The organism is Maribrevibacterium harenarium (assembly GCF_006385675.1).
Taxonomy (GTDB): Bacteria; Pseudomonadota; Gammaproteobacteria; order Pseudomonadales; family Marinomonadaceae; genus Marinomonas; species Marinomonas harenarium.
The window spans coordinates 142878-164197 of record NZ_VFRR01000004.1; the positions used below are offsets into that span (position 1 = coordinate 142878).

Below are 21320 nucleotides of genomic sequence, written 5' to 3' on the forward strand. Positions count from 1 at the left end.
GAGGCAGACGCCTCCCTAGATTTAGGTGATTATTCGTATTATGGCAAAGGTAAGCGTGCTAGTGTTTTCGGGCTAGCCTGGACACGGGATAACAAGAGTTGATGGCTGGCTTTATGATCCCCAAAGGCCTCTAACAAGCGACTCAGCTCATCTACCGCCTCGCTATCGTAATCTAGTGTGACCGCTCGTTCATAATAGTCCTTGGCTTTACCCCAGAGTTTTTGTTTCTGGCAAATACGCCCTGCAGTCAATAAAAGAGGCGCATTATCAGGGTTCTTTTTCACCCAGTTTTCGACAGTACTGAGCGCTTTGCTGGTGTCAGTACAGCTTAATTTGCCATACAAAGTGATCAGTTCTGGAGTGATTGCTTTACCTAGCAATTGACGTAAGTAAGACTCCGCATGTACTTCACCACCAAATTCGATCAGCGCCGTCACATAAGTTAACTGCATTTGTGGATCAGATTGGATGCTGTCCAGTTTTCCCCACAAGATTTGCAGATCTTCGGCTAACTGATCCTTGTCTTTACCAACTTTGCGGCGAAATTTCAGTTGTTCCAGCAGGGCTAAAAAAGCATTGCCTTCTAGTTCCCGTAGGTTTTCTTCTTTGAAAATACCGTATTTTTTCAGAGTGGGAGTGAGCTTCTGCAATGCGTCCCAGTCCTTCAATTTGGTATAAACTGTCACCAACATTTTTAGCGTTTGGCGATGTTTTGGCTTCAACTTATGTAGGTGCAGCAGGGTTGCCAATGCGCCTTCGTAATGTCCCTGTTTTAACTGAATTTGGCTCTGTGCGAAACCAATAGCAAACTCCGCGTCGGGGGAGACTTTATGGGCTTCCCGTAATAGCGCTTTGGAGCGCTCATGCTCGTCTTGCTCACTGGCCGCATACGCTGCGCCAATATAGTTCACTAGCGGATAGCTCACTTTATCGGCACTGGAAGTCAATAGTTTCTCGGCTTTATCCCAGTTGCCACCGACCAGCTCCAACATGCCTTTGATAGTGTTTTGAGCAGCGCGTTTTTGGGCAATGCCACCAGTCACTTTCGACAAAGAAGAGTTTGGGTGCAGTAATACCCATACCAAACGCCACAGCCAATGAAAAGCAAAGTACCCAGCGAGTACTAGGACACTAAAGACCCAGACGCTAGTTTCTAGGGTGACATGATTGAAAGAAATCATCACGTAACCCGTATCTTGCTTCATGAGGAGTCCTAAAGCACCGCCAGCAATCAGCATGATAACTAGGGAGAGGAGGAATTTTCTCATAGGGAAGCGGCCTCCTGCTGGTCGTTATCAACTGCTGGTGCGACTACATCTTCTGGTACTGGAGCAGAAGGATTCTGATTCCATTTCAGCATTAGTGCTTTCATGGCCTCAAGAGATGGACGAGGCAATGGAATCTGCGGCGTTGGATCAACTTGCTGTAATGCCGTTAGCGTAGTCATAAACGCGATAGTGGTTTGCGATTCTGGATCAAAGAATTCGCTCACCGCTGCGGCAGCCCGCTCTAGTGATTTGGCGTAGATAGTATCTTCGCCTTTAATTAGCGCGACTTGAGCGATATCAAGCTGCATTTGAATAGCCGTAACAACATGTTGGTAATCTTCTGCCGGTAACAGTGCTGCTACGGGTTTTTGATTGTAGTTAATGACCACTAACGATTTTAAACCTTCCCAAGCGTCCAAGGCCATTTGCCCATAATTGTCGCTGACATCTGGTAGTGGCGTTGATGTTTGGCTTTGTGCTTGCCACTGGGATGAAGGTTCCCGTTGTGGTAAATCCATTACTTGGTCATAAAGGGCGGCAAGTTGCAGGTAGTGACCTTCGAGGTCAAAATCTTCGATGGTCTTTAATTTCTGAATATCAGACGTAATCGCTTTGCGAGTATCAAATAGTAGCGGGTCTTTTAAGCCTGCCAGAATTTGATCTGCACTGGTTAAGAGCGCCAAGGCGTTGTTCACATCTCGATCTAGTAATAATCGTTGGTTCGCTAAACGAATCAAGTACTCAGCTTCAGCGAGAGACCAATCCGCTTTACTAGTACGACCTAGTTGGTTGATTTTAACCGACAGAGCGGCGAGTTCTTCGCTCATGCGAGACTGGTTTTGCGCTTGCTGCTGCGATAGGGCATCTGCTTGACGCGCCAGTTGCTGGGCTTGTTGTGGTAGCGATGTGAGCTGCTTGAGTTGTTGGCTCGTTGTGGCGGTTGTGTTGGTTAGTTGCTCTACCTGGCTAGAAAGCGCCGTTACCGCACCACTGTCCTGCTGTTTCGCCATATAGTTTTGATAATACTGGAAGCCACTTAGGCCAGCGGCTGCCACTGCAACCAGTAGTGCGATACCTGAAAGCGCGCTATTACTGGACTTACTTGGAGGTGTTGGTGACGGTGAGGTCGATGGTTTTACATCTGCTTGCACATCCGTGCTAGTTGGCTGGTTGTCGTCTTTCTTCTCACTCATTATGTTCGTCCTAACAGGTCTTTGGTCGCCAAATATAAGCTTTGATCGTCTGCTCCGTTGGAGCATATCACCTTTTGCCAGCCAAGTTCTGCGCTTAAGCGACGTACTCGTTCGCTGGGTACTAAAATTGGGCGATGAAATATGTCTACATTATGTTGTTGGGCAAGCTTGGTTAAATTCTCTACCCCTTCGGCACTGGTGGCCCAAATCAGCTCAAATGGGTCTAGGAACAGCAAATCTTGGGCGGTATAGCTTGGCTCACTGCGCTGATAGAGTTCTAAATAAGTGACTTTAGCCCCCTTAGCCTCTAAACCGTCAGCAAGGGCAGGCCGCCCCCCTTGTCCCCGCACAATGAGTACTTTGCTGTGACGCATATTGACGGGTTTTAGCCATTCTAAGAGCTGCTCGGTAGTATTACCCGGGTTAGAAATGGCTGGTAGGCCGCCATGTTTTAGTAACTCGGTCGTACCCGCGCCAATGCCAATCCATTGAGTATTGATCGGAGCCATAGGCCAGCATTCGTCGATATACTCAAGTGCTAGGCGTGCCGCGTTTTTGCTCACGAAAAAGACGAACTGGAACTCATCTAAGCAAAACACCTGGGAACGAATAGCAGCCTGTTGCTCTGGACTATTTAGCGGGGTAATAGACATCATCGGCAACGGGACAGGAGTCCAGCCGCATTGCCGAACGAACGCGCAGGAAAGCGCGTTCTCAGGTTCGGGACGGGTGATGAGAATATTGGTATTCACGGTTAAGCACTGGCGTAAACAGCGTCTAGAATTTCTTTGGCGCCACGATTTAGTAGATCGTCTGCCAGTTGCACACCAAGTTGTTCCGCCTGACTGACTGGGCCGGTTAGCTCGCCGCGTACCATTTGTTTACCATCTGGGCTACCTACTAAAGCTCGAAGGTATAGTTGCTCTCCGTTCAGGGTGGCGAAACAGGCGATTGGCGCTTGGCAGCCACCATTTAAGCGGGCATTAACCGCACGCTCAGCCAAAACTCGGTAGGCTGTTTCTTGGTGTTGCAGCGGTGCGAGCATCTGCAGTAGTTCGGTATCGTCGCTGCGGCATTCGATACCCATGGCACCTTGTCCACCGGCAGGCAATGAAAACTCATCACTGATGCGTTGGCGAATGCGATCGGCAAACTCAAGACGTAATAAGCCCGCGGTCGCCAAAATGATGGCATCGTATTCGCCATCGTCTAATTTTCTTAGGCGAGTATTCACATTGCCACGTAGATCTTTGATCACTAAATCGGGGCGCTGCATACGTAACTGGCAAGAGCGACGTAGGCTCGATGTGCCAACCACCGCACCGGCTGGTAGGGAGTCGATAGAGTCATATTTATTCGAAACAAACGCATCGGTAGGGTCTTCGCGCTCACAGATGACGGCTAATCCCAAGCCTTCGGGGAAGGCCATTGGTACGTCCTTCATGGAGTGGACGGCGATATCGGCGGTGCCATTAAGGAGCGCGGTTTCTAGTTCTTTCACAAACAAACCTTTGCCACCAATTTTAGAAAGGGGTGAGTCCAAAATCTGATCGCCTTTAGTCGTCATGCCCAGCAATTCCACTTTGACCTCTGGATAGAGAGCTTCGAGTGAGGCTTTAACGTTGTTAGCTTGCCATAACGCGAGTTGGCTCTCACGGGTTGCGATGACGATTTTATTTCTCACGGTTTCTCCTGGTACTTCAATCCGATTTGGCGCATAAAATTGCTTACATCATACTCTTTGCTATCCCAAGCGTCATCCTCGTAAGCCTTTATAAACCCCGCTGCTTCAGGTAATCTTGCCGCACATTGATTTCACACTGGGATTTATAGCAATGACTGATACAAATAAAACCACCAACCAGCAGTGGGGTGGACGTTTTTCTGAACCGGTAGATGCCTTCGTGGCACGTTTTACCGCGTCGGTAGAGTTTGACCAGCGTATGGCCAAACAAGACATTCAAGGTTCGATTGCCCATGCCACCATGTTGGCAAAAGTTGGCGTACTAACCGAAGAAGAACGTGATCAGATCATTCAGGGTTTAACCGAAATCGAAGCGGAAATCGTAGCCGGGGAATTCGCCTGGTCGGTAGAATTGGAAGACGTGCACATGAACATTGAGGCGCGCTTGACCCAAAAAATCGGTATCACGGGCAAAAAGCTCCACACTGGTCGTTCCCGTAATGACCAGGTTGCTACCGACATTCGCTTGTATATGCGTGATGAAATAGACTTCTTGTTAGAAGAGGTCACGCGTCTGCAACAGGGGATCTTATCCCTTGCCGAGCAGAATACAGATACCGTCATGCCTGGCTTTACCCACTTGCAAACCGCTCAGCCAGTGACCTTTGGTCACCATTTAATGGCGTGGTATGAAATGGCCCAGCGGGATTATGAGCGTCTGCTAGATTGCCGCAAGCGCGTCAATATTCTACCACTCGGCGCTGCCGCATTGGCGGGGACAACTTACCCTATCGATCGTTATATGACCGCCGATTTACTTGGCTTTGAGCGCCCAACCTATAACTCTTTGGATTCCGTGAGTGATCGTGATTTTGCCATTGAATTCACGGCGGCGGCGTCAGTTATTATGATGCACCTATCCCGCTGGGCAGAGGAGCTGGTGATGTGGACGTCGGCTCAGTTCAACTTCATCTTCTTGCCAGATCGTTTTTGTACTGGCTCTTCCATCATGCCGCAGAAGAAAAACCCTGATGTGCCAGAATTAGTGCGTGGCAAAACTGGTCGCGTATATGGTCACCTGATGGGCTTACTGACTCTAATGAAGTCCCAGTGCTTGGCTTACAACAAAGATAACCAAGAAGACAAAGAGCCATTGTTTGATACCGTAGATACTCTGAAAGGTTCATTGCGTGCCTTTGCAGATATGATTCCAGCTATCGAAGCCCGCAAAGAATACATGTATGAAGCAGCCAAACGTGGCTTTAGTACCGCTACTGACTTGGCGGATTACTTAGTGCGTAAAGGCGTAGCATTCCGTGACGCCCATGAAATCGTTGGTAAGGCAGTAGGTTTTGGTGTCAAAGAAGGCCGTGACCTATCTGAAATGACCCTCGAAGAGCTGCAAGGCTTTGGTGCTATGATTGAGGCTGATGTATTTGAAGTGCTAACGCTGGAAGGTTCAGTAGCTGCCCGCGATCATGTGGGAGGCACTGCGCCAGCCCAAGTTCGAGCTGCTATTGCTCGCGCCCACGAAGAATTGTCTAAACGCTAGGTTTTACTCGTTAGCAAAGTATGACTCGTGAAAGGGAGCTCCAGGTAGCTCCCTTTTCATTTGTTACTGATTACCGCCATTCAAGAAAGGCAAGTTGTTAAACTGATCGCTAGTGATGAATTCCGGCGTGATGTTAAATTCAAAGTGAAAGGTCTTAGTTTGCCCACTGCAGCCGGCGAATACGATCATCCAATCACCACTTTCGCCTTCTGGCGGCATTTTCCAGCAAACCCCTTTGATATTGACGTAACGGGTGCCATCGGCGTCCTCCGTAATCGGGAAGTCTGGTTGTTTGATTTTGCTTTCCACATAGGCTTTTTGGTCCCGTACGGCTTGTTTTAACGCCTCCCTAGTATCGGCAGAGAAGATCGGCTCGGTTCCAGTTGGCACGGTCGAGTGGGGGCTGACTAGGTCAACCTGGCCTCCTACACTGAAATCAATGCCTTGCTGAGGATTCGAGTTATCTTCCTCTGCCCCTATGTTTTCTAACAGTATGGGTTGCTCAGTATTTTGAAAACCTGAAGGAAGTGGTGTTGCGGTTTCCACTGTTGGATCGATTTCGTCACTTTGACTTGACGCTTTGACATCAGGAACCGACATTGGCTCTGGCTCTGGCTCTGGCTCTGGCTCTGGCTCTGGCTCTGGCTCTGGCTCTGGCTCTGGCTCTGGCTCTGTGGAAAGTTCGCTGTCAGATTGATGAATACTATCTATCAATCGTATTTCAATACGCTGAGTTTTCGGGGGAGTACCGGTAGGAATAGCATCAGTTTTCCAGAGCAACAGAAATATCAGATGCACAATCACGGCACCGATAAAGGCCAACAACCATGGTTTGCAAACACAGTCGACTTTACCGCGCCATCCGTTTGTTTGCTCTTTCCCGAAAATAGCCCACTCCTTCTTTTATGTGGCTGCACTTGATACGCAACTATATCAAAACCCATTGTCCGGGTAACGAAAACACGTAATTAATCTTGCCAAATATCGGCATAGGGGTAGGAAACTTTGCAGTGGGCGGTATACTGTTCAACAAATTGAATATTGAGTGATTTTGACCATGGCGAAAAAATATTTAATCGGTCTGGCGCTAGTTGCTTTGCTAAGTGCTTGCGGGAATAAAGGGGCCCTTTATTTGCCGGTGAATGAACCGCCACAGCTGGTCAATGATCGCTAGTTTTTTGAGGTAACTGAATTGGATTTTTTTAACTACTCCGGCACTGAATTACATGCCGAAAATGTGTCACTTGCCGCTATTGCAGAACAGTTTGGCACGCCTACTTATGTCTATTCCCGTGCAACTTTCGAGCGTCACTACAACGCCTATGCGAATGCTTTTGCATCCCACCCAACTTTGATCTGCTATGCAGTGAAGGCTTGTTCAAACATTGCCATCCTAAATGTGTTGGCCAAGCTGGGTTCTGGTTTCGACATTGTGTCCGGTGGTGAATTGGAACGAGTATTGCGCGCAGGTGGCGATCCAGCGAAAGTAATGTTCTCTGGCCTAGGCAAGCAAGAAGCGGAAATGGCCCGTGCCTTGGAAGTTGGCATCCATTGCTTCAACGTGGAATCTGAAGCTGAGCTCTATCGTCTCGATAAAGTGGCTGGGGAAATGGGTAAAAAAGCGCCCGTGTCGTTGCGTGTTAACCCTGATGTGGATGCCAAAACTCACCCTTATATTTCTACCGGTTTGAAAGAAAACAAATTCGGTATCGATATTCTGGATGCAGTACGCATCTATGAAGTTGCCAACTCCTTACCTAACTTGGACGTAATGGGTGTGGATTGTCACATTGGCTCTCAGTTAACCGAACTGCAGCCTTTCCTAGACACCTTCGATCGTCTTATTGGTTTAATTGATCAGTTGGCCGAGAAAGGCATTAAGATCAAACATATGGACTTAGGTGGTGGTCTAGGTGTCCGGTACCGTGATGAGGTACCACCAGAGCCGGGGGAATACGCACAATTAATTTTAGAAAAAGTGAAAGGCCGCGACATTATGCTAGCCTTCGAGCCAGGGCGCTCCATTGCTGCTAATGCTGGCGTCTTGTTGACCAAAGTTGAGTTTTTAAAATGTACCGCTCATAAGAACTTCGCCATTATTGATGGGGCGATGAATGATTTAATCCGCCCATCCTTGTACGGCGCGTGGATGAATATCATCCCAGTTTCTTTACAGCCGACTGGCGAAGGTTCACGGGTCTATGATTTAGTCGGGCCCGTTTGTGAGACAGGTGACTTTCTAGGTAAAGAGCGTGAGTTAGATATCACTGCAGGCAGCTTGCTAGCGGTACGCTCCGCGGGAGCTTATGGCTTTACCATGTCATCCAATTACAACAGTCGCAATCGCGCTGCCGAGGTAATGGTAGATGGTGATGTTGCCCACGAAATTCGTGCCCGTGAAACGATTGATCACCAGCTTGCTGGCGAATCCTTGTTACCTGCATAGAGAGTGCCAGCATGTTATTGAAATTTACAAAAATGCATGGCTTGGGTAACGACTTTGTGGTCGTCGACGCAGTGTCCCGTAAGGTATATTTTAATCCTGCACAAATTCAGCGTTTGAGTGATCGCAATCGCGGCATTGGTTTTGATCAACTACTGGTAGTGGAGCCGCCATCCAACCCTGAGTTAGATTTTCGCTACCGGATCTTTAACTCCGATGGTTCTGAAGTTGAGCACTGTGGTAATGGTGCTCGCTGTTTTGCCAAGTTTGTTACCGAGAAAGGCTTGACCAATAAAAATACGATTTTGGTGGAAACCAAACGTGGTCGTGCCCAGTTGAATATCCAAGCTAATGGCGACGTGCAGGTTGACATGGGAGCTCCAAGTTTTGTCCCTGCTGACCTGCCTTTCACTCCTGCTACAACTGCATCGCTTTACACTGTGCCAGTGGGAGCTGAGAGCGTCGAGTTGACACCGGTTTCGGTGGGTAATCCCCATGCAGTACTGAAGGTGGATGAACTTAGCGATGCCTTGGTAGAACGTATTGGTCCGCAGCTAGAATCCCATGACTGGTTTCCCAACCGAGTCAATGTAGGCTTTATGCAGGTGCTGTCTGCGGACGAGATCAATCTGCGCGTGTTCGAACGTGGCGTAGGTGAAACTCAAGCCTGCGGTACCGGTGCTTGCGCCGCTGTCGTTGCTGGAATTAAGCAAGGTTGGTTGGCTCCTAGTGTGTTGGTGCATCTGCCTGGCGGTGATCTACGTATCGATTGGCAAGGAGAGGGAAGTTCCATTCTCATGACTGGCCCCGCTACTAAAGTTTTTGATGGTCAAATTTATCTATAAGGTTCAGTAATGCAAGAAGCGGAAGTGGTTGCCTTTTTAGAGAAAAATCCCGATTTTTTCACGCGTCATCAAGGCTTGTTGGAAGAGTTAACTATTCCGCACCCTAATACCGGTAAAGCCATTTCCCTGCTTGAGCATCAAGTAATGTTGCTGCGTACTTCTACGGCCGATTTCAAAGCCCAATTTGAGCGGCTGGTGGACGTTGCCCGTGAAAACGAAGCAATCATGAAAAAAAGTCGACGCTTGGTACTCAAGTGTCTGACTTGTCAGGATCTTGATGATTTTGTCGCCGCTGTCAGTGAGTCAATGGCCGAAGACTTTCAGGTGCATTACCAATCCTTGGTGTTGTTTCGTGATGAACCGCTAGATGGCGCTGTGCGTACCGCGCCTTGGCGGGATGCAGAGCCAATCCTTAAGGCTATGCTATCTAAACAGGGTTGCTACTGCGGCGTGCTCTCGGTGCGAGAGTCGGAGTTTCTGTTTATTGATGATAGCGATCGAGTGATGTCATCGGCGATTCTTCCGCTTATTTCCCATGAGGGAGGCCAACTGGTGTATCACGGGGTATTAGCGCTTGGCTCTAACCGACTGAATCATTTTGATAAAGACAAGGGCTCCTTGTTCTTAGATTTTCTATCCGATTTATTGAGTGCTATGGTGCTCCGACTGTTGAGGTAATACGGCATGCTAGTGACCTTCGATTTAGACAATACCCTGTGGGACGTGGATCCCACATTAATGCGGGCAGAACTAGCGATGCGTCACTGGTTTGAGGACAGATTCCCGAATTTTTATGGCGCACTCGGAGAGCGTGGCGTAAGCCATTACCGCCATGAAGTACTGCTGGATGAGCCTGCAATCAGCTTCAATGTTTCCCGGGTACGTTTGTTGATCTATACCCGTATGTTGAAAGACTATGGTCTGCCAGCGGAAGAAGCGGAATCCTTTGCGCGCATGGCATTTGACGCCTTTTATGATTGGCGCCAACGGGTTGATTTGTATCCTGGAGCGCGAGATGTATTACAGCAGTTGCGCGACCAGTATGCTATGGCAGTCATTACTAATGGCAATGCCGATGTCCATCACCCACATATCAGCCTAAACGAATATTTTGAGTTCGCTTTGCGGGCAGATCAGGTGGGGGTTGCTAAGCCAGACCCAGAAATTTTTGTTATGGCGGCAAAGCAAAAATCCGTACCGGTGACCTCGTTGATTCACGTGGGCGACAACCCAGACGACGATATTTTTGGTGCATTAAATGCTGGTGCTCGTGCGATCTGGTTTAACCGCCATGGCGCCGGACGTTGGTTGCGAGACGACTGTGTACCGGATGCAGAAATTCATAATTTGTACGAACTACCAGAGGTACTGGCGCAACTTGTCTAATAGCAAACAACTATAGCGTAATTAGGATATTACGATTTTTACCGAGCCGTTTTGATGGTAGACTAGCGCTAAATCGAAACTAGATTGAAGGAATAAATGTAATGAGCGAAAACACTATCCAAATTACCGACGCGCAATTCGCTGAAGAAGTTTTGAACTCTGATGTGCCTGTTGTAGTTGACTTCTGGGCACCATGGTGTGGTCCTTGTAAAATGATTGCGCCAGTTCTTGAAGATGTTGCGGCTGAATTCTCTGGTCGTGTCAAAGTTGTGAAAATCAACGTTGATGAGAACCAAGAAACGGCTCCTAAGTACAACGTACGTGGTATCCCAACGTTGCTAGTTGTGAAAGGCGGTGAAGTGGTAGCGACTAAAGTCGGTGCTGTTTCCAAGTCTCAGCTAGTCGAGTTCGTAGAAAGCGCGATCTAATCTAATTCGACCAGGTCAGTCATTAGTGACGTGGTCTGTTTCAAAACCTCAGCAAAGCTGGGGTTTTTTTATGCCCAAATTTTGCCTCAACATGGCTTTCGTATCGTCCGTTGTGTTGCTATTAAATGATTTAACCCTTTAATTATCGATTGATCTTACTTTTCAACTGAGTTGAGAAACGACTGGTAAAGTCCCGTTTGATCCCCGCCACCTGCTGCAAAAAGGTCATTAGCTCTTGTTTTGATAAAGGGGCATCGTATGGGATCGTCACGGTGGACGGATTTTTGTGTTGACCGTGAATGCGGAATTCGTAGTGTAAATGGGGGCCAGTCGCCCAACCTGTCTGGCCGACATAGGCGATTTCATCACCTTGAGATACGTCATCGCCTGCTTGTAACCCTGCTGCAAAACCACTCAGGTGGGCATACAAGGTAGAGTAACTCTGCCCATGATCGACGATCACAACATTGCCATACCCTTTTTGCTCCCCGATAAAGCTGATTCTGCCGCTGCCCGCTGCAAGTACTGGAATCCCTTCTGGTGCCGCATAATCGATGCCGTTATGTGGACGTTGCGTCTTAAAGATTGGATGCAACCGATTCGGGTTAAATCGCGAAGACACTCGCCGATAGTCGAGAGGGGCACGTAAAAAACGCCGTTGTAGAGATAAGCCATCTGCGGTCAGATAGTAGGTGTTGCTTTCACCTTCGAAGCGAAAAGCCTCAAAATATCTGCCATTGTTAAAAAAAGCGAGCGCCTCAATTGTGGGTGAGGATACAGTTTTGCCGTTACGAGTATGACGGTTAAGTAGAACGGCGAGGTGGTCTCCAGTGCGTAAATCGAGCGCAAAATCGATCTCTGAGGCAAGAATTTGGCTGATGGTTTGAATCGTTGCCGCCGAGAGGCCTGCCGCCTGCGCATCTTGCTGTAGCGACCGCGAGATAGATACCTCTCGATAGTCTTTGTTTGATTCGACAGCCAACGCTATTTGCTTACTATGACAACCATTATCTTGGAAGCTAAAGTGCGTTTCAGTCGCGTCACCGGAGCGAAGTATCAGTTGATGTACGTGGTTATCTCTTTGTGTATAACGAATTTCAATTTCTTGTCCAGGTTGCAGTTTATTAAGAAGTGCTCCGTGCTCCGTTTGTAACAACTGGTAGGATTGAGCCGCGTCGAGTCCATGGCTTTGAAAAATGGCTGAAAGGGAGTCACCCGGCTTAACGCTAATGTTTAACTGGGTCGGTGGCGCGTAGGTGGGGCTTTGGTTGGTTGTGGGCTGACTGATAAGGGTTGTGACCGGTTGATTGGTGGCGACTTGAGTCTGCGTCAATAATACAGGATCAGATGAAGGGCTGAGTAATAACCCAGCGCCGGTGCCCACGAGCACAACGGATAGCAACGGCAAGATATATCGTCTCAAAACGCACCTGAAAATTTATATTAAGTGCTTAGAATTCTATCAATCTTGCCTATATAATGGCAGGCCTTAACCATCAACTAAACAGGAAATGGATCAACAATGACAGTAGGTAACTTCGACCTTTTGGCTGATTTACAAGCCCGTGGGCTGATTGCTCAAATGACATCTGAAGAGGAGCTGCGTGCTCATCTGGCCGAAGGCTCTCGTACCCTGTATTGTGGCTTCGATCCTACCGCGGACAGTTTACACCTAGGCCATTTGGTACCACTACTGGTGCTGAAGCGTTTCCAAGATGCTGGACACCACCCGATTGCCCTAGTTGGCGGTGCCACTGGTTTGATCGGTGACCCAAGTTTTAAAGCCTCTGAACGTCAATTAAACACCCCAGATGTGGTGGCTGGCTGGGCAGATAAAATCCGCGGGCAAGTCAGTCAATTTATCAAATTCGAAGAGTGTGCCAACCCAGCTCGTGTGGTAAACAACTTGGATTGGGCTGGCAATATGAATGTGTTGGACTTCCTACGTGATGTGGGTAAGCACTTTTCTGTTAACGCCATGATCAACAAAGAGTCGGTACAGCAGCGCTTGAATCGTGAAGGGGCTGGGATTTCTTTTACCGAGTTTTCGTATGCCCTGTTGCAAGGGATGGACTTTGCTGAATTGAATCGTGAGTACGGTTGTACTTTACAAATTGGTGGCAGTGACCAATGGGGTAATATCGTTGGTGGTATTGATCTTTCACGTCGCCAAAATCAATCCCAAGCATTTGGCATGACAGTGCCTTTAGTGACCAAAGCAGATGGTACTAAATTTGGTAAGACAGAATCTGGCGCCGTTTGGCTTGACCCTGCGAAAACGTCTCAATATGCCTTCTACCAGTTCTGGATGAATACTGCAGATGCGGACGTGTACAAGTTCCTCAACTACTTTACTTTCTTGCCAGTGGCAGAGATTCAAGCGATCGAGCAAGCTGACAAAGACAGTGGCGGTAAGCCGCAGGCGCAAGCAATTTTGGCCCGTGAGGTAACGCGTTTGGTACACGGCGAAGAAGGTTTGGCCGCTGCTGAACGCATTACCAAAGCGCTATTTAGCGGCGATGTGGCTGAACTGAGTGAACAGGATTTAGAGCAAATTCAGTTGGATGGTTTACCAAGTAGTTCCCTCGCTGGAGTAGAGCTTGCGAATACCCCACTAACCACCTTGCTCGCCGACGCTGGCCTTGCTGCCAGTGGTAAACAGGTAAAAGATGCGCTTCAACGCAATTCTGTCTTCATTAACGGTGTTGCCAAAGGCATGGATGACAATATGAGTGCTGCTGATATCTTTGTGGCGGAAAATGGTTACTACGGCAAGTACTTCCTCGTGAAGCTTGGTAAGAAAAAACACCACCTTTTTGCACTGTAAGCATTGCTCTAGCATCCAATAATAATGCCCGCTTCAAAAGCGGGCTTTTTATTTTGGGTGAGAAGCTTCTAGTAAACTCTATCAGCTTTAGCGGATTAAGGGTCGAGCTTGATGACTTCATCCAACAATTTACTTAACTGATTTAATTTCTTTTCCCCTAACTGGCCAATAAGTTTGGCGTAGGCTGCATCCACATCAGGGCTATGATCGTCAACCAGCTTTCGTGCTGCGTCGGTGAGTTCGAGCAGTGTAATACGCTGATCTTGTGATGAGCGTCGGCGGCTTATCATGCCATCTTCTACAAAGCGATTGATAATGCGAGTAAGGCTAGGGCTCAGTATGCAGCATAGGTCGGCAAGTTGTTTTGCTTCAAGCTCGCCGTGGTCATTCAATACCCTCAAAACGCGCCATTGTTGTTCTGTGAAGCCGGCTTCTTGGAGTACCGGGCGGAAAAAAGTCATCGCCGATTCCCGTGCACGAAGCAGTTGTAGGGTAAGAGATTCTTCAAGTTTTTTCATAAATTGGGCTTATGGTGATACTGATCCAACAGGGTTTGATAAAAAAGGCGATTATAAAGGCAAATCACGGAGTTGATAGCACTTGTTTGCGCCTAGCGATGTGATGCACTCCTGATGCAAAAAACGTACAAAGTAGCACTAAAATCGGCAAAGCCAGAGCCCAACCTTGAGTGAGAGTGGGGGAGGCCTGAGAGCAAACCGCCCCGAAAGCAAGCTGTAAGAACCCCATTAAGCCCGCCGCCATACCCGCATTGGCGGAACCGCCAGCGATAGCGGCAGATTGGTATGAAGGTTGGCTGATACCACGTCCGAGAGTAACTAAACACATCGGTAAGAAAAGTGAAGCGTATCCCACTTCGTAGACTGCGCCAGCGCCAACCATCAAAATAGCGCCGGAAAGCGCCACCATATTACCAAGACTGATGGCTTGATTGACCTCTAAAAAGCGATTCACGTAGGTGCTCAGGTAGCCACCTAACATAAACGCAAGGGTGATGGTCATAAACCAATAGCCAAAATGGATCCCTTCGGCATCAAAGTTGCGGGTCAAATGGGGAGAAGCGCTAACGAAAAAGTAAAAACTGCAGGCTAACAAGGTGTTCGCTGCAGCGTGGGCGCGAAACTCATTATTTTTGAGTAAAGTGCGATATTGTTGCAAGGTTTGCTTTATTGAGCTGCGTTTTGCACTATTCGCGTTTGCAGAAACATGGGTGTGGCTTAACACCAATAGCACCATACTCATAATGGCGGACATCAAGAAAATATAACCCCAGCCAAACCAATTGCTAATATAACTGCCCAATAGCGGTGCAATGCTTTGTGATAAGGCGATGGCCATGATGATGTAGCCCATTTTTTGCGGGGCTACCTTCGAGCCATAACTCTCTACTAATAGTGCTCGAGAAATGGACATCATCGCTGCACCGCCAAACCCTTGAAGGATGCGCCCCAGCAATAACATCTCGATGCTCCAGTGCATCAACGCAAAGACACTACCAATAAGAAAACTAAACAGACCGATATGAAGGCTGCGTTTCAAACCAAAGTTACTCGTCAATCCCCCGATAGAAAGTTGGCCAATTGCTAATGCCGCTAGATACAGGGATAGACTAAGCTGGGCGACACCCGTGGAGACAGACAAGTCGTCAGAGATCAGTGGCAGCGCGGGTAATACCGCGTTTAATGCAATTGGGCTGACCATCGCCATTAATACCAGGGTTGGCATGGGGGTTGGCTTCATTTTGTCTCCTATATTGAAGTTCACACCTATTTAGTGTGGATTAAAGCGCGTTTGTGTTTGTCTAGGGGTTTCGCCAAAGCACTGCTTATAGGCACGACTGAAGTGTGCCGAGTGGTTAAAGCCCCAACGGAACGCTATCTCGGTAATAGAAAGATGTGGTGAGCAGATCAGCTCTTCTCGGCTTTTCTTCAAGCGCTCGCGCCAGATATAGCGATTGACGGCTACCCCGTGGCTTTCAAAGGCGCGTGATAATTGGCGTGTGGTCACGGCAAAATGCTGGCTTAGATGGTCGACACTCAGATCGTTTTCTGCCAAATGACTATCTATGTATTCTTGACACTGGCGAAACAGTAGTCTCAAGTAACTATTGGATTTTTTTCCAGTAGCAACAGTTAGCAGAGACTGTATATGCTGGATTACTTCTTCCGCTCGGATGATGCTTTCTCTGCCACTAAGAGGTTGGCGTAGCAGCTTCAATATTGCTTCGGTTGATGAGGCACCACTGGTGAGATGCTTATCAATTTTTAACAGCTGACCGTTTGGAAGCTGGTTTTCCTCAAATAGATGTCTGGGCATATCTAATACGTACATGCTCATGTCATCTGGGAAACCGTGGCCGTAAGGTTGGCTCGTGTCGTAGATCACCATATCTCCGGGAGAGTGCTGAGCACTTAACGTACCTTGGTAGGAATAACCGCTCCCTTTTGTCATCAGGCACGCAAAAATACTGTCGCGCTTGTCATTCTCGATCCCTAGACAACTTCTGTGAACCGAATGAGTGTTGGCGGCTATTTCATTTACCCGTAGGACTTCCAAATCCCGCTGAGTGAGCATGGCTTCAATTTCAGTGTTTCGCTGAGCTGGGCAATCAATATCAATGAGATATTTATCAACGTTGCTTACCCAAAAGTCGTGTCTTTGTGCCACGGGAACATGCTTCGTTGAGATCACTATTTCGTTAGATAAAGACATCTTTTCCTCTCTTATTCTTGTCATGCGTGTTGAGAGTCAATGGTTAAAGAGCCGACAGTTCTCGATCATACCGAGAATAGCAAAATTAGTAAACATGTTAACTAATTGACGGCTTTATGCGCTTTTCGTCTTGCCTGATTAATTCTATTGTCCCGTTAAGTTAAAAATCGAAGTGTAGTGCTGAGTAAACTTATTTTCGAGTCTGTACATACAGAAAAAGAACAAAAACAATCACGAGGTTTACTATGCAGTCCTTTGATTACATCGTTGTTGGTGGCGGCTCTTCCGGCTGTGCCATTACCCATCGTTTAACTAAATCCGGTGCCCGAGTGCTTCTATTGGAAGACGGTCCAGCGGATGATTCCTTGTTTATCCACATGCCTGCCACCTTCGTGCGGGTTATCGGTTCGAAACGCTCAGTGATTTATACCAGTGAGCCCCAGCCTGATGCTGGAAACCGTATCACTTACGTTCCACAAGGGCGTACTCTCGGGGGCGGGAGTTCTTTAAATGCGATGGTCTACATTCGTGGTCAGAAAGAAGACTACGAAGAATGGGAGCGTCAAGGTTGTACTGGTTGGGGTTGGGATAATGTACTCAAAGCATTCAAACGCTCCGAGAGCCACATGCGCCTGGCTGGTGAGTATCACGGTACTGACGGCCCACTGAAGGTCAGTGATACCCGTCATCGTCATCCTCTTAGCTGTGCTTTTATCAAAGCGGCCCAGCAAGTTGGCATCCCTTACAATGATGATTTTAATGGTGCAAGCCAAGCGGGTGTTGGTTTCTACCATACGACGACGTTCGACGGCCGTCGCGGCAGTACGGCTGCAACTTATCTTGCTGAAGTAAAAGACAGCCCGAATCTGACCATTCGTACTGGTTGTTATGTCAATAAAATCATTTTTGACGAAAACAAGCGAGCAACGGGTGTAGAGCTGCGTAACGGCGCGGGCCAAACTGAAGTGGTTAAAGCAAGTAAAGAAATCGTATTGGCCGCAGGTGCTCTCTCTACCCCTAAAATTCTGATGTTGTCCGGTGTTGGCCCGAAAGCACATTTGGCTGAACATAACATCCCGCTACTACACGATGCTCCAGAAATTGGTCAAAACTACCAAGACCATCTGGAAGTCAGTGTCTACGCTCGTACTAAAGACCCAATCAGCTTGCTTGGTAATGACCAAGGTCTGAAAGCTCTCAAGCACGGCTTCCAGTGGACTTTCTTCAAAACTGGTCTGCTAACTTCCAACGTTGTGGAGTGTGGCGGCTTTGTTGATACCTCAGGCTGTGGTCGTCCAGATGTGCAGTTCCACGTTATTCCAACTCTAATGGGAGATGTGGATCGTGAGCCGATGGAAGGACATGGTCTATCTATCAACCCATGTTTCTTGCGTCCTAAGTCGCGTGGTTTTGCCAAGTTGCGTAGCAACGATCCAAAAGATTCGATGATTTTCGAGAGTGGTGCATTGTCCCATGAAGACGATGTGCAAACGTTGGTTCGTGGCGTCAAGTTAGCGCGTCAGATTCTACGGGCGCCAGCTTACGATGGCCTAGTAACCGAAGAATTGGCTCCATCTGCTAAGTACGACATTTCTGATGATGAAATCGTCGAACACGTTCGTAGTCACGCGAAAACGGTTTATCACCCAGTTGGTACTTGCCGCATGGGCTCAGATGCAACTGCTGTGGTGGATACTGAACTACGTGTCAATGGTGTTCAGGGGCTGCGCGTGTGTGATGCTTCCGTGATGCCAACGTTGGTATCTGGTAATACAAATGCTCCGACCATTATGATCGCCGAGCGTTGCGCCGAGTTTATGTTGAACAAATAGCAAGAAGATCTAGAGAACACTTAGATGAAAATTAATACCTATGAAAATCGACTGCTAGCCGTCCTATTTTTGGGATTTGGCTTTGTTTTCTTCGATCGATTGGCGCTTTCCTTCCTGTTTCCGTTTGTCGCAAAGGACCTAGACCTGAATAACAGTCATCTTGGTATGCTGTCGTCAGTGCTGGCTTTAGCATGGGCAATTTCAGGGATTACGTTAGGAGCCTATGCGGATCGGAAAGATTCAAAAAAATACATTTTGATTCTGTCCGTAATCGGCTTCACTGTGTGCTCTGCCCTATCTGGTATGGTGACGAGCTTCCTGAGCCTATTGTTTTTCCGTGCGCTTATGGGGATTGCGGAGGGGCCGGTGTTGCCTATTTCTCAATCTCTACTAGTCGCTGCATCCGCACCGAAGCGTCGCGGTCTCAATGTGGGCATTGTTAATGCCACCGCTCCAGGGTTAATTGGGGCGGTACTAGCCCCACCTATCCTTATCTGGTTGGCGACTGAGTATGGCTGGCGTAGCGCGTTTTACGCCACCATTATTCCAGGTTTAGTTATCGCGGCACTTATGTTGTTGGTAGTACGCAATAAACATGTCCACGCGGATGTGGATATGGGGCACTCTATTGGCAACAAAGGCGATATTAAGGCCTTGCTAAAAAACCGCAACGTCGTGTTGTGCGTGCTGATCGCCTGTTTCTATATTTCCTGGTTTATCACCATCGTTTCTTTTACTCCAACTTATTTGATGGAAGTGAAAGGCTTTACGCCGGAAACCATGGGCAATGTAATGACCAGTCTAGGGTTTGCTTGGGCTATATGGGGATTTTTGATCCCTGGATTGTCTGATCGCTTTGGCCGCAAACCAACATTGATATTCTTTACTGTTATCGCAACTTGCTGCCCGATGGTGCTCTTATATGTTGATGATGCTAGCACCATGTTGCCATTGATATTCCTTACCTACACTGGCTTGGGATGTTTTGCCATCTTTATGGTTGCCATCCCAGCGGAAACTGTTTCCTCTACCCAAGTGGCAACAGCACTGGGTTTAATCATGGGTGTAGGCGAAATCGTTGGGGGCTTTGTTACCCCCGTGCTAGCAGGGTTCGCGGCTGATGCTTATGGCCTTGATATCGTGATGTGGATCGCAGCGGGTGGTTCTGTTATTGCCTTACTGTTGTCCTTTATGTTGACCGAAACGGCACCCGTAAAAGTAGGTAAGCCGGTAGCGCTTGCAACCCCTTAGATTCCTTTTTAACCAATGATGCCAAGACGAGAGAGGGACGCTCTCTCGTCTAATCAAAAAATAACAAGGTGATTCCAATGTCTATTCAAGTATTAAACCCAGCAACAAAAGAAATCTTTGCCGAAGTTAACGAAACCAATATTGAGCAACTTGATACAATCGTTGCAACGGCAAATGAAGCATTCAATGTATGGCGCCAAACTTCAGTTGAGGAGCGCGCAGCTGCGTTACATCGAATTGCAGATGCGATAGAAGCAGCGGCACCGGAGTTAGCCGAAGTTGTTGTAGGTGAGCAGGGTAAGCCATTGTTCCTTGCACAGATTGAAGTTGGTGGGGCGGTTGGCTGGACTCGTTACGCAGCGGATCTATCAATTGAGCCTGAAATTATCGAGGATAGTGAAGAGCGCTACGTAGAAGTTCAACGACTTCCAGTGGGTGTCGTGGCTTCCATTACACCGTGGAACTGGCCTCTTATGATCGCTGTTTGGCATATCATGCCTGCACTAAAAGCGGGTTGTAGTGTGATCATCAAGCCTTCTTCTCTAACCCCAGTGAACACCATCCGCTTGGCTGAAATCATCAACGCGAATACGATTCCTAACCTAGTTCAGGTTGTTATTGGTGGACGTCAAATCGGTGAACCTTTAGTCCAGCATCAAGGTGTGAAAAAACTAGTGTTTACCGGATCGACTGGTGTAGGTAAGCATCTGGCTGGCTTGGCCGTTTCTGATCTGAAAAAAGTCACCTTAGAATTGGGTGGCAATGATGCTGGCATCGTTTTAGAAAGTGCCAATGTCACGGAAATTGCTGAAAAAGTATTTATGACTTCATTCTTGAACATGGGGCAAACCTGTGCCTGCTTGAAGCGTTTGTACGTTCATCGTTCGAACTACGATGCAATGTGTGAAGCACTGGCTAACATCGCCGCAGCGCAAGTCGTCGGCAATGGCATGGAAGAGGGTGTAACTTTTGGTCCAGTGCAGAATGAAAAGCAGTACGAAAGCGTCACCGCCATGATCGAACAAGCAAAAGCGGCTGGTGCTGAAGTAATTGCGCCAGCACTTCCCGAGGGATTAAATGGTTACTTTATTGCGCCTACTTTAGTTAAAAACCCAGCACATGCGCTACCTGTTGTCTGCGATGAGCAGTTTGGCCCTGTATTGCCAATCATTCCTTTCGATGATGTGAAAGAAGTTATGGCGCTTGCTAAACACGAAGAGTTTGCGCTTGGTGGATCCGTGTGGGGAGAACCAGGTGAGGAGCTGGATTGGGTTGTGGAGCAACTTGACTCTGGAACAGTTTGGGTAAACAACCATGCGGAAGTGCTACCTTATGTTCCTTTTGGTGGTAACAAGCAGTCAGGTCTTGGTGTTGAATTTGGTAAAGAAGGTCTATTGGAATATACGGTTCGTAAAGTAGTGAACCGAGCTAAGTAAACGACTCACTCTCGCTGAGTGTCTTTGCCCGGTTGCGCGAATAGCGTTTCCGGGCTTTTTTTAGATTTTTTAAAATAATTGAAAAAAAGTGCTTGCGTTAAAAATTCTCGGCTGTAATATACGCACCCACTGACACGGCAGGTCGCTAAGGACTGCAAAACACTAGCTAGATTAGCTGATGTTTGAGGTGTCACCGCTCTTTAAAATAGATAATCAGATAATTTGTGTGGGCGCTCGCTGGAGACTTCTCAAAAAACTTGAAGTCTTATACGAGTGACCATGTCAATTCGCTTTACGTTCTTTAATCTTCGGGTTGAAGAATATAGTTAAAGTCAGACGTGATTCACGAGTGTGAGCAAACTTTTTAAACTGAAGAGTTTGATCATGGCTCAGATTGAACGCTGGCGGCAGGCTTAACACATGCAAGTCGAGCGGTAGCACAGAG

Annotated in this window: 20 protein-coding genes and 1 rRNA gene; 12 read left to right on the plus strand and 9 right to left on the minus strand. The window is 47.8% G+C overall.

Going from position 1 to position 21320, the window contains the following annotated elements; all coding sequences use genetic code 11:
• Nucleotides 1-38: 38 nt before the first annotated feature.
• Genes FJM67_RS03895 through hemC form a run of 4 tightly spaced genes read right to left on the minus strand, consistent with a single transcriptional unit; the run spans nt 39 to nt 4145 of the window.
• Nucleotides 39-1268 carry a heme biosynthesis HemY N-terminal domain-containing protein gene (locus tag FJM67_RS03895; RefSeq protein WP_140587357.1) on the minus strand — a complete coding sequence of 410 codons (1230 nt, stop codon included), beginning with the start codon at nt 1266-1268 and terminating at the stop codon, nt 39-41.
• Nucleotides 1265-2461 (minus strand): uroporphyrinogen-III C-methyltransferase, encoded by a 1197-nt coding sequence (locus FJM67_RS03900; protein ID WP_181161422.1) that lies wholly within the window; start codon nt 2459-2461, stop codon nt 1265-1267. The genes FJM67_RS03895 and FJM67_RS03900 overlap by 4 nt, the downstream gene beginning before the upstream one ends.
• Nucleotides 2461-3213 (minus strand): uroporphyrinogen-III synthase, encoded by a 753-nt coding sequence (locus tag FJM67_RS03905; protein ID WP_140587359.1) that lies wholly within the window; start codon nt 3211-3213, stop codon nt 2461-2463. Before FJM67_RS03905 ends, FJM67_RS03900 begins: the two co-directional genes overlap by 1 nt.
• A 2-nt stretch (nt 3214-3215) precedes the next feature.
• Nucleotides 3216-4145 carry a hydroxymethylbilane synthase gene (gene hemC / locus FJM67_RS03910; RefSeq protein ID WP_140587360.1) on the minus strand — a complete coding sequence of 310 codons (930 nt, stop codon included), beginning with the start codon at nt 4143-4145 and terminating at the stop codon, nt 3216-3218.
• A 151-nt stretch (nt 4146-4296) separates the two neighbouring features.
• On the opposite strand from hemC, the gene argH reads away from it, so the two are divergent.
• The gene (gene argH, locus FJM67_RS03915) at nt 4297-5697 is read left to right on the plus strand and encodes an argininosuccinate lyase (protein ID WP_140587361.1); all 1401 of its coding nucleotides are present in this window, start codon (nt 4297-4299) and stop codon (nt 5695-5697) included.
• 63 nt (nt 5698-5760) lie between these two features.
• On the opposite strand, the gene FJM67_RS17470 is transcribed toward argH, so the two are convergent.
• The gene (locus FJM67_RS17470; protein WP_181161423.1) at nt 5761-6495 is read right to left on the minus strand and encodes a hypothetical protein; all 735 of its coding nucleotides are present in this window, start codon (nt 6493-6495) and stop codon (nt 5761-5763) included.
• A gap of 259 nt (nt 6496-6754) precedes the next feature.
• Here FJM67_RS17470 and lptM point away from each other — a divergent pair, with 259 nt between their 5' ends.
• From lptM to trxA, 6 genes are all read left to right on the plus strand, one after another.
• The gene (gene lptM, locus FJM67_RS03925) at nt 6755-6871 is read left to right on the plus strand and encodes an LPS translocon maturation chaperone LptM (protein WP_140587362.1); all 117 of its coding nucleotides are present in this window, start codon (nt 6755-6757) and stop codon (nt 6869-6871) included.
• 18 nt (nt 6872-6889) lie between these two features.
• A complete protein-coding gene (lysA, locus tag FJM67_RS03930; protein WP_140587363.1) occupies nt 6890-8143 on the plus strand; it encodes a diaminopimelate decarboxylase in 1254 nt (417 codons plus the stop codon).
• Nucleotides 8144-8154: 11 nt separating this feature from the next.
• On the plus strand, nt 8155-8985 hold the full coding sequence (gene dapF, locus FJM67_RS03935) for a diaminopimelate epimerase (RefSeq protein WP_140587364.1): 831 nt from the start codon (nt 8155-8157) through the stop codon (nt 8983-8985).
• 9 nt (nt 8986-8994) lie between these two features.
• Entirely contained in the window at nt 8995-9663 is a 669-nt protein-coding gene (locus FJM67_RS03940) for a DUF484 family protein (RefSeq protein ID WP_140587365.1), read from the plus strand.
• A 6-nt stretch (nt 9664-9669) separates the two neighbouring features.
• Nucleotides 9670-10371 (plus strand): HAD family hydrolase, encoded by a 702-nt coding sequence (locus FJM67_RS03945; RefSeq protein WP_140587366.1) that lies wholly within the window; start codon nt 9670-9672, stop codon nt 10369-10371.
• 101 nt (nt 10372-10472) lie between these two features.
• Nucleotides 10473-10799: a thioredoxin TrxA gene (gene trxA / locus FJM67_RS03950; RefSeq protein ID WP_140587367.1), complete on the plus strand. Its 327-nt coding sequence runs from the start codon at nt 10473-10475 to the stop codon at nt 10797-10799.
• 142 nt (nt 10800-10941) lie between these two features.
• On the opposite strand, the gene FJM67_RS03955 is transcribed toward trxA, so the two are convergent.
• The gene (locus FJM67_RS03955) at nt 10942-12222 is read right to left on the minus strand and encodes a peptidoglycan DD-metalloendopeptidase family protein (RefSeq protein WP_140587368.1); all 1281 of its coding nucleotides are present in this window, start codon (nt 12220-12222) and stop codon (nt 10942-10944) included.
• Nucleotides 12223-12321: 99 nt separating this feature from the next.
• On the opposite strand from FJM67_RS03955, the gene tyrS reads away from it, so the two are divergent.
• Complete coding sequence (gene tyrS / locus FJM67_RS03960) at nt 12322-13626, plus strand: tyrosine--tRNA ligase (protein ID WP_140587369.1); 1305 nt, start codon at nt 12322-12324, stop codon at nt 13624-13626.
• Nucleotides 13627-13721: 95 nt separating this feature from the next.
• Here the strand turns inward: tyrS and hpaR are convergent, their stop codons facing one another.
• The 3 genes from hpaR to FJM67_RS03975 form a co-directional block, all read right to left on the minus strand.
• Nucleotides 13722-14144: a homoprotocatechuate degradation operon regulator HpaR gene (hpaR, locus tag FJM67_RS03965; RefSeq protein ID WP_140587370.1), complete on the minus strand. Its 423-nt coding sequence runs from the start codon at nt 14142-14144 to the stop codon at nt 13722-13724.
• 64 nt (nt 14145-14208) lie between these two features.
• Nucleotides 14209-15384 (minus strand): MFS transporter, encoded by a 1176-nt coding sequence (locus FJM67_RS03970; RefSeq protein ID WP_140587371.1) that lies wholly within the window; start codon nt 15382-15384, stop codon nt 14209-14211.
• Nucleotides 15385-15414: 30 nt separating this feature from the next.
• A complete protein-coding gene (locus FJM67_RS03975; protein WP_181161424.1) occupies nt 15415-16356 on the minus strand; it encodes a helix-turn-helix domain-containing protein in 942 nt (313 codons plus the stop codon).
• Between the two features lie 245 nt (nt 16357-16601).
• Here FJM67_RS03975 and FJM67_RS03980 point away from each other — a divergent pair, with 245 nt between their 5' ends.
• The 4 genes from FJM67_RS03980 to FJM67_RS03995 all read left to right on the plus strand — a co-directional run.
• The gene (locus FJM67_RS03980; protein ID WP_140587373.1) at nt 16602-18188 is read left to right on the plus strand and encodes a GMC family oxidoreductase; all 1587 of its coding nucleotides are present in this window, start codon (nt 16602-16604) and stop codon (nt 18186-18188) included.
• A 24-nt stretch (nt 18189-18212) separates the two neighbouring features.
• Complete coding sequence (locus tag FJM67_RS03985) at nt 18213-19439, plus strand: MFS transporter (RefSeq protein ID WP_140587374.1); 1227 nt, start codon at nt 18213-18215, stop codon at nt 19437-19439.
• A 77-nt stretch (nt 19440-19516) separates the two neighbouring features.
• A complete protein-coding gene (locus FJM67_RS03990) occupies nt 19517-20875 on the plus strand; it encodes an aldehyde dehydrogenase family protein (RefSeq protein WP_140587375.1) in 1359 nt (452 codons plus the stop codon).
• Between the two features lie 366 nt (nt 20876-21241).
• A 16S ribosomal RNA gene (locus FJM67_RS03995) occupies nt 21242-21320 on the plus strand; the annotation flags it as partial.